Origin of the sequence: Paraburkholderia sp. 22098 (assembly GCF_052045935.1) — a bacterium.
In the GTDB taxonomy this organism is placed as follows: Bacteria; Pseudomonadota; Gammaproteobacteria; order Burkholderiales; family Burkholderiaceae; genus Paraburkholderia; species Paraburkholderia caledonica.
Map to the genome: position 1 here is coordinate 68138 of NZ_JBQEPV010000023.1, position 6000 is coordinate 74137.

The 6000-nt window shown below is 58.0% G+C and carries 7 protein-coding genes; 3 read left to right on the plus strand and 4 right to left on the minus strand.

Translation table 11 applies throughout. The annotated features are described in order from the left end of the window. Positions 1-159 precede the first annotated feature (159 nt). The gene (locus tag ACTJLB_RS31165; RefSeq protein WP_408201073.1) at positions 160-582 is read left to right on the plus strand and encodes an HU family DNA-binding protein; all 423 of its coding nucleotides are present in this window, start codon (positions 160-162) and stop codon (positions 580-582) included. 767 nt (positions 583-1349) lie between these two features. Then, the gene (locus ACTJLB_RS31170; RefSeq protein WP_309587184.1) at positions 1350-2057 is read left to right on the plus strand and encodes an MgtC/SapB family protein; all 708 of its coding nucleotides are present in this window, start codon (positions 1350-1352) and stop codon (positions 2055-2057) included. 229 nt (positions 2058-2286) lie between these two features. Here ACTJLB_RS31170 and ACTJLB_RS31175 read toward each other — a convergent pair whose 3' ends face one another. From ACTJLB_RS31175 to ACTJLB_RS31190, 4 genes are read right to left on the minus strand one after another with little or no spacing between them, the layout of a single operon-like run. Continuing rightward, complete coding sequence (locus ACTJLB_RS31175; RefSeq protein ID WP_309587182.1) at positions 2287-2688, minus strand: hypothetical protein; 402 nt, start codon at positions 2686-2688, stop codon at positions 2287-2289. A gap of 19 nt (positions 2689-2707) precedes the next feature. After that, positions 2708-2992, minus strand: coding sequence for a hypothetical protein (locus tag ACTJLB_RS31180; RefSeq protein WP_440785557.1), 285 nt, complete (start codon positions 2990-2992; stop codon positions 2708-2710). Positions 2993-3005: 13 nt separating this feature from the next. Next, on the minus strand, positions 3006-3560 hold the full coding sequence (locus tag ACTJLB_RS31185; RefSeq protein WP_440785558.1) for an HAD domain-containing protein: 555 nt from the start codon (positions 3558-3560) through the stop codon (positions 3006-3008). Further along, on the minus strand, positions 3554-3793 hold the full coding sequence (locus ACTJLB_RS31190; protein WP_440785559.1) for a hypothetical protein: 240 nt from the start codon (positions 3791-3793) through the stop codon (positions 3554-3556). Before ACTJLB_RS31190 ends, ACTJLB_RS31185 begins: the two co-directional genes overlap by 7 nt. A 1456-nt stretch (positions 3794-5249) precedes the next feature. On the opposite strand from ACTJLB_RS31190, the gene ACTJLB_RS31195 reads away from it, so the two are divergent. Beyond that, positions 5250-5537, plus strand: coding sequence for a helix-turn-helix domain-containing protein (locus tag ACTJLB_RS31195; RefSeq protein WP_368712205.1), 288 nt, complete (start codon positions 5250-5252; stop codon positions 5535-5537). Positions 5538-6000 lie beyond the last annotated feature (463 nt).

The window sequence follows — 6000 nt, forward strand, 5'->3', positions numbered from 1 at the left end:
GGGCGCAAAGAAAAGAGCCCTTGTTTTGAGGGCTTTCCGCTTGCGTTGACCGCAAACCGTTGATACGCTTGCCGCCAGCTTAAGTTGACGCATGTGCCGGGCGCTTTGCCTTGGGGTGTTTCGTCTTAAGCGGTTAACCATCCCAAAAAAGGAAACCACATGGCAACGAAGACCGCAAAAGCCCCAGCCAAAAAGGCTGCGACGAAGACCGTAGCGAAGAAGGCTACCGCACCGGTAAAGAAAGCTACTGCCGGGAGCAGCAGCCTGAAGCCGATGAAGGATACATTCACGAAGTCGTCGCTTGCGACCCACGTGGCTACGCAAGCAGGCGTCGAGCCGAAGCAGGCAAAGGCCGTCCTGGCAGCACTGGAAGACACCATCCTCGGCGCTGTTCACAAGAAGGGCGCTGGCGAGTTTACGCTGTCGGGTCTGCTCAAAATTGGTGTCCAGCAAGTGCCAGCAAAGAAGAGGCGCTTCGGCAAGGACCCGTTCACGGGTGAAGACCGTTGGTTTGATGCCAAGCCGGCGACAGTGCGTTTGAAAGTGCGCCCGCTCAAAAAGCTGAAGGACGCGGCAGCTTAACGACTGCGTCGCTGTCTACAGAAGCCCGCTTTCATGCGGGCTTTTTTTTGTAGCCACCGCGATGATGTCGGAGTCGTTTTGTCACGCTGACCTCTCGCCAAACCACTGCTCTTCAAGCGGGCTAGGGGTTTTAACTCGCGAACGTTGACGGGGAAAATCGAGTCACTCGCGCAATACTCTTTGAAGAGCCGCCCTTGTTGCAGCGCGAGCCAGAAGACGTTGCCCAATGCACCCATTCATCTTTCTTCCGCCTTTCTTTCTTGTAGCGTTGAAAGAATCGGGCACCAGTAAATCATATTCGCTCTGCTTAGCGAATCATGTTGACTTCGGTTTAAAGCAACACATAAAATTCGCGCATCTTCACAAAAGGGGCCGACGCCTTGGAATTCTGTAGTAGTCGACTTTCGAACAGTTTCGCTGCCTGACCGGCAGGACGCCCGCGCTCTCATTTCTTAGCCGCCGTCTTGCCAGCAGGCAAACGGTGCGCGCCGCAGTTATCCATCCCGTGTACCTAGACTAGCGCCATTCAGTCGCAGCGATTACGCGCGTGCGTACGGCACCGCGTTGCGCGCGTGAGCGCGCGGCAGCGTTCGTTCCATTTTGTAAGAGAAACCGCGTAGCCCCACCGGTCCATCAGACTGGCAGGGACGACTCACGCACGGCGGCTCGTGAGACTAAGCCTGACTTCATCCAGTCTTGTGCGCATGCGATGCTCAGCCCGTCCCGAACCATGCGTGCCGCCGTCGGCACAACTCGAATCAGCGAACATGACTCTCGATTTCACCCTCCGGCTACTCGCCGCCTTTGCGTGTGGCGTGGTCATCGGCCTCGAGCGCCAGATGCGCCAGCGCACCGCCGGTCTGCGGACCATCACGCTTGTCGCTAGTGGGTCGTGCCTCTTCGTTACGCTTGGGGCACTGACCGGAAACGGAACCACGGGACTGACTCAGATTGCCGCTTATGTCGTCTCGGGCGTTGGCTTTCTGGGCGGCGGCGTCATCATGCGTGACAAAGGCTCGATACAAGGCATCAACACGGCCGCTACGCTTTGGTGTTCCGCTGCCGTCGGCGTCCTGTGCGGTTCAGGGCATTTTGGGCCAGCGTTCGCGGGGACCGGCGTAGTGCTGCTCACCAACACCGTCCTGCGCGAAGTCAGCCGAGCTATCAACACAGCTCCGGTCTCGGCGGCCGACCTGGTGCGGCAATACACCATTACGGTGGTCTGCCGCGAAACCGACGAGGTTCATATCCGGGCGGCCCTGTCGAACTCAATGTCCTCCGCGCCCCTGTCCTTCCAGAGCCTGACGAGCCGAGACTATGAGGATGACCCGCAGCGTATTGAGGTTACGGCGACATTGAAGCTCCATCCGAAAGACCAGCCTAAACTTGAACAGATTGCCAGTCGGCTGAGCATGGAAAAGAGCGTGTCGAGCGTTAGCTGGTCAGGACTCGAAGTTGAACCGACGCCGGAATGAACGTGCGCGAAGCGCAATTCAGGTTACGTGCGTCATCTGAGGTGTGCGATGACTCGCTTAGCTTGCCGCAGAACTAATGCGCTCCATCGCCGATAGCCGGCATTATTTCCGGTCACAACCGCGAAGCAAGCGACCGAGAATGTAGCCGAGGAAAGCCGCGCATGCTGGTATGGCTAGCAGCATCCGATTTTCCCACAGCAAATGCAGCATGAGGGCCATGGCATTGTTCCTATCGCATGCCGTCCGTTTGCGCTTCCAAAATATTGAGGAGTGTCGTGACGACGTCATCGTCGCCCTCGAAGGCCGCGCCGTTGATGTCAGTCCGAGAGCCGTCTGCGTACATCACGCTTGCGCGAGCGAGCCCTTGCTGCGCCACCACGTCAAGCCTTGCCAGATGCTGGACCTGCGAGTCAGTCTTCCGACCGATGAGAACAGAGAAGCGGTCTCCGGACGCACAGGGCGCCGCATACTTTTCCGCACACATCTCGAGCACGCGCCTCAACTCCTCAAGTAGCGGAAAGGGAGGTCTGTTATCGGGCACCACACTGCCCTCTACATCGCACAGATGCACCATTGGGGCGGGGTCCCCGCCATAGGTGCCGTCGTAAAACGCAATTGTCAGTTCACCCATGTTCTTTCGTGACCTCTGGTTAGTGGCGCGAGGAAGCGTTGTATTTGTGAACACGCTCCGCGAGAGCAACCGCCTGGGCCGGCGATATTGGCAGCGGCTCAAGCGGCGCGACGTGCTGCACCCAGTCGCGCAGGCGAATAACAAGCGCCTTGTCCGGCGGGCTTAGGTCGAGCGCCCCCAACGCTTCATCGAGCGTACCGGCGGGCGGGCAACAGCAATAAATGGCGTCAAACGCGGCATGGACACGAGTCGATGCCATCAAAGCCTGGTTGTGCGCGTCGCGCATAAGTTCTTCGTATCGCACAGGGGCTCCTTCGTTAGGTACATTCACACATCTTCGCCAGCTTGGTTCGCAGCTCTGCAAGTACCGAGGGCTCGCTAATGCCTAGCACCGGGTCCGTGCGCACCAGTTGGTCGCGGCACCACGACGGCCAGTGAAGGTAATCGTCGTCGAGTGCGAGCCACGCGGAGGGTTTGCGACGCAGTACATCGGTCCACACTTGCATGCCTCGAGGCGCCGCCGCGAACTCATGCGGGTCCATGCCGCTGTGATATGTGGCGCCAATTACCCTTGCCTGCAGGCCGGGCGAGAGTTTGCGCGACAAGCGTCGTATGCTTCCGCGGTAGCGGCGAACCCAGCTTGTCGAGAGAACGATGCGCAGGTCTGGATACGGCGCGAGCACCTCTTCGAGCAACTCGCAATGTTCAAAGAGTCGGTGGCCCGGTGCGTCCATGAGCGTCGGGCCGCGCTTGTGGAGCAAAAATACGGACTCCGGATGTAAAACGCCGTCCCAGTCGAGCATCAGAACGCAGCCACCCGTGTGTCGGGGCGGCGGCACGGGAAAGGTCGCCCCGGGGATTTCTGTCAGCATTTTTTCTTCAAGGCGGTGTGGACTGCGGCGATGAGGTGCAATTTGGATGCGCGGGGGCGTTTGCAGGCTTCCATCTGAATCAACCGGATGCGTTGCTTGAAGAGGGTACCCAGGACGTCATCGGGCATGCCCTCGATTCCCGCGAGCGTCCCCGCGCTCAGCTCTGCGTTCCTGAGCGCCTTACGTATCGTGCGTTGCAGCGCGCATTTCGCACGCGGGTTGTTGCGCTTCATCTATGCTCTGTCCACGAAACACTCATCAGCATTGTGCGAAGGTCACCATGACGCTCTCGTCGCTGGCGCCGCTTCTCGAGGATTCGGCTAGTAGCAAAGGCAAGTGGAGCTGCAGCCGGTAGCCATGCCGGAGGCATCCAATCCTCGTGCCAACCGTTTCAACCGCATCAAGGCCATGATGTAGTCTCAAACACGCGTCGTGCAGTAGTGACCACATCGTCGCCAATCAGATACGGGATTGGCGGAAGGTCCGCACTGGACTGAGCACTTTGCACGCTGGCGTATGCCAATGTGCCCTCGCAGCGAACATCGATTCGAAACGTGACCACCGCGCGAGGGCCTGTGGTTGCATGGAAGGACGTCTCGTGAACGAAAATTGTGAACCGCTCGCACACCGGATATGGGCCACGTGGCGTTGGACAGGCAAGAGCCAGTAACGCGCGCTGCCACGTCGACCCTCGCGATTCGATTGAGCTGCCGTCGCAAACTACGGGCAAGGTGCCACCAGTGCAGTCGCCCAGATACACTGCGACGTCTGTCTGCAGCAATGGGGGCTTTGGCGACAATTCCGGAGCTTCGCTCATCGACTGTTCATGTTGGGTCTTCCCGCCGCATACGTCGCATGATGTCTGCGACCGCGGGTTGGTACTCTCGACTTGCCAGATAGAGCAGGACGGCAAGACATATTTCCGAAGCGGAATGCGTTGGGTCTACGCGCATGCGCGCAATTTTTATCGCCCGCTGGCCAGTGGCAACAGCTTCCCCGCGCACCCGTCCGACGGTATCAACAGATACGGTGAAACGTGCCGCTGCAGTTTGCGCACCAGCTCGTTCATGCTCTACGAAGCATGTGACATGAGCAACACGGTCTCTCGTTGTCATTGGTACTCGCCCAACCTCGACAATAGGAGCGCTTCCTGATAGGAGCTGAGCGCTTTCATCTCGATATAGAGCGTGATACGCGTCATTCCAAATGTCCTGCGCGCCGCCGTGCTGTATGCAACGGGTGTACAACTCTTGTACCCAGCGAAGGTTGGAGCCGAACCGACCGACACACACACCAATAAAGATGTCCTCGCGCTGTCTGAACGTTGCTTGGTCTACTGCATACACCGACATCACTATTGCTCCCTGTTACACCCGCCCGGCTGACGGCAGCTACGCTCAGCGTCATCGAGACACTCATTGCGGCGATTTCCGGATGTCGGGTCGGTCCGCAGCTTGACTTCACGTTCGCTGACGGCAAGCTATCCCCCGACCCAAGGCTTTCGTTCGTCATACGTTGAAGGCCTGGACGCGAGCAAAAGTCGATGCTGTGGAATTTCGACTCGTCGCCACGGTGTCGATGCAAGCGAGTTTAGCCAGGCCTCGATGAGATGTAAACACAGTAGATTTAAATACAGTAGATTTTTAGTCTGTAGATTAGTAGGCTGTAATAGGCGATGCTTCGTCCAACATGGACAAGCTCGAAAAAGCACAGAAAGCTGCTCGGAAGCACCTCTCGAACAACCTAAAGTCGTTCCGGGCCAAGCTCAACATTTCTCAGGAAGCGCTCAGCGAGCGTGCGGGATTCCATCGCACCTACATCAGTCAGGTCGAACGACAAACAACCAACCCAACGCTTAATAACGTGGTGGCGATAGCTGTCGCGCTTGATGTCAAGTTGACTGATTTGCTTTCAGAGGACGATGGCCCACCGGCGACCCTAAAACAGGGGCGGCGACCTTCTAAAAGTTCCGCCTAAACCGCTCCGAGCGTTTTCGGGTGGTATGAGACTTTCGCACCGCCACAAGACAGACGGCCGGAGCCGCGGCAACGATAGAAGGTCGAAGAGTTAACGCACCTGGTCGCACTGCTGGAGCCATAGCGCGACAATGTCCTGTCGCCAACGGAGTAGTTCGCGGTCGTAGAAATCGGCGCGCGGCGGCAGGAGCCAAGGGCGGTGGCTTGCTCGCAGGGTGATTGTGCGGACGGAGACGCGGAGAAGTCCGGCGAGTTCGGAAGGGTCGAGATACGTGTAAGTTTGAGAGTGAATGGATTTCATGCGCCTTATAGCGCAATCGTTTTAGTCACAGCTGTGTCACTGAGTGGGCCGGCCCCGGCGAAAACCGGACATGAGGTAACGCTTAAACTTTGAGGTAGTCTTACGCCTATGTTTAAGCCCAGCTCTAACGTGGAACCCATTGAAGTTCTGACCCAGCCCGAAC

What these genes read in the sequence shown, in the direction of transcription:
- ACTJLB_RS31165 (WP_408201073.1), top strand. Translation starts at nt 160, where the DNA reads ATGGCAACGAAGACCGCAAAAGCCCCAGCCAAAAAGGCTGCGACGAAG.
- ACTJLB_RS31170 (WP_309587184.1), top strand. Translation starts at nt 1,350, where the DNA reads ATGACTCTCGATTTCACCCTCCGGCTACTCGCCGCCTTTGCGTGTGGC.
- ACTJLB_RS31175 (WP_309587182.1), bottom strand. Translation starts at nt 2,688, where the DNA reads ATGGGTGAACTGACAATTGCGTTTTACGACGGCACCTATGGCGGGGAC.
- ACTJLB_RS31185 (WP_440785558.1), bottom strand. Translation starts at nt 3,560, where the DNA reads ATGCTGACAGAAATCCCCGGGGCGACCTTTCCCGTGCCGCCGCCCCGA.
- ACTJLB_RS31190 (WP_440785559.1), bottom strand. Translation starts at nt 3,793, where the DNA reads ATGAAGCGCAACAACCCGCGTGCGAAATGCGCGCTGCAACGCACGATA.
- ACTJLB_RS31195 (WP_368712205.1), top strand. Translation starts at nt 5,250, where the DNA reads ATGGACAAGCTCGAAAAAGCACAGAAAGCTGCTCGGAAGCACCTCTCG.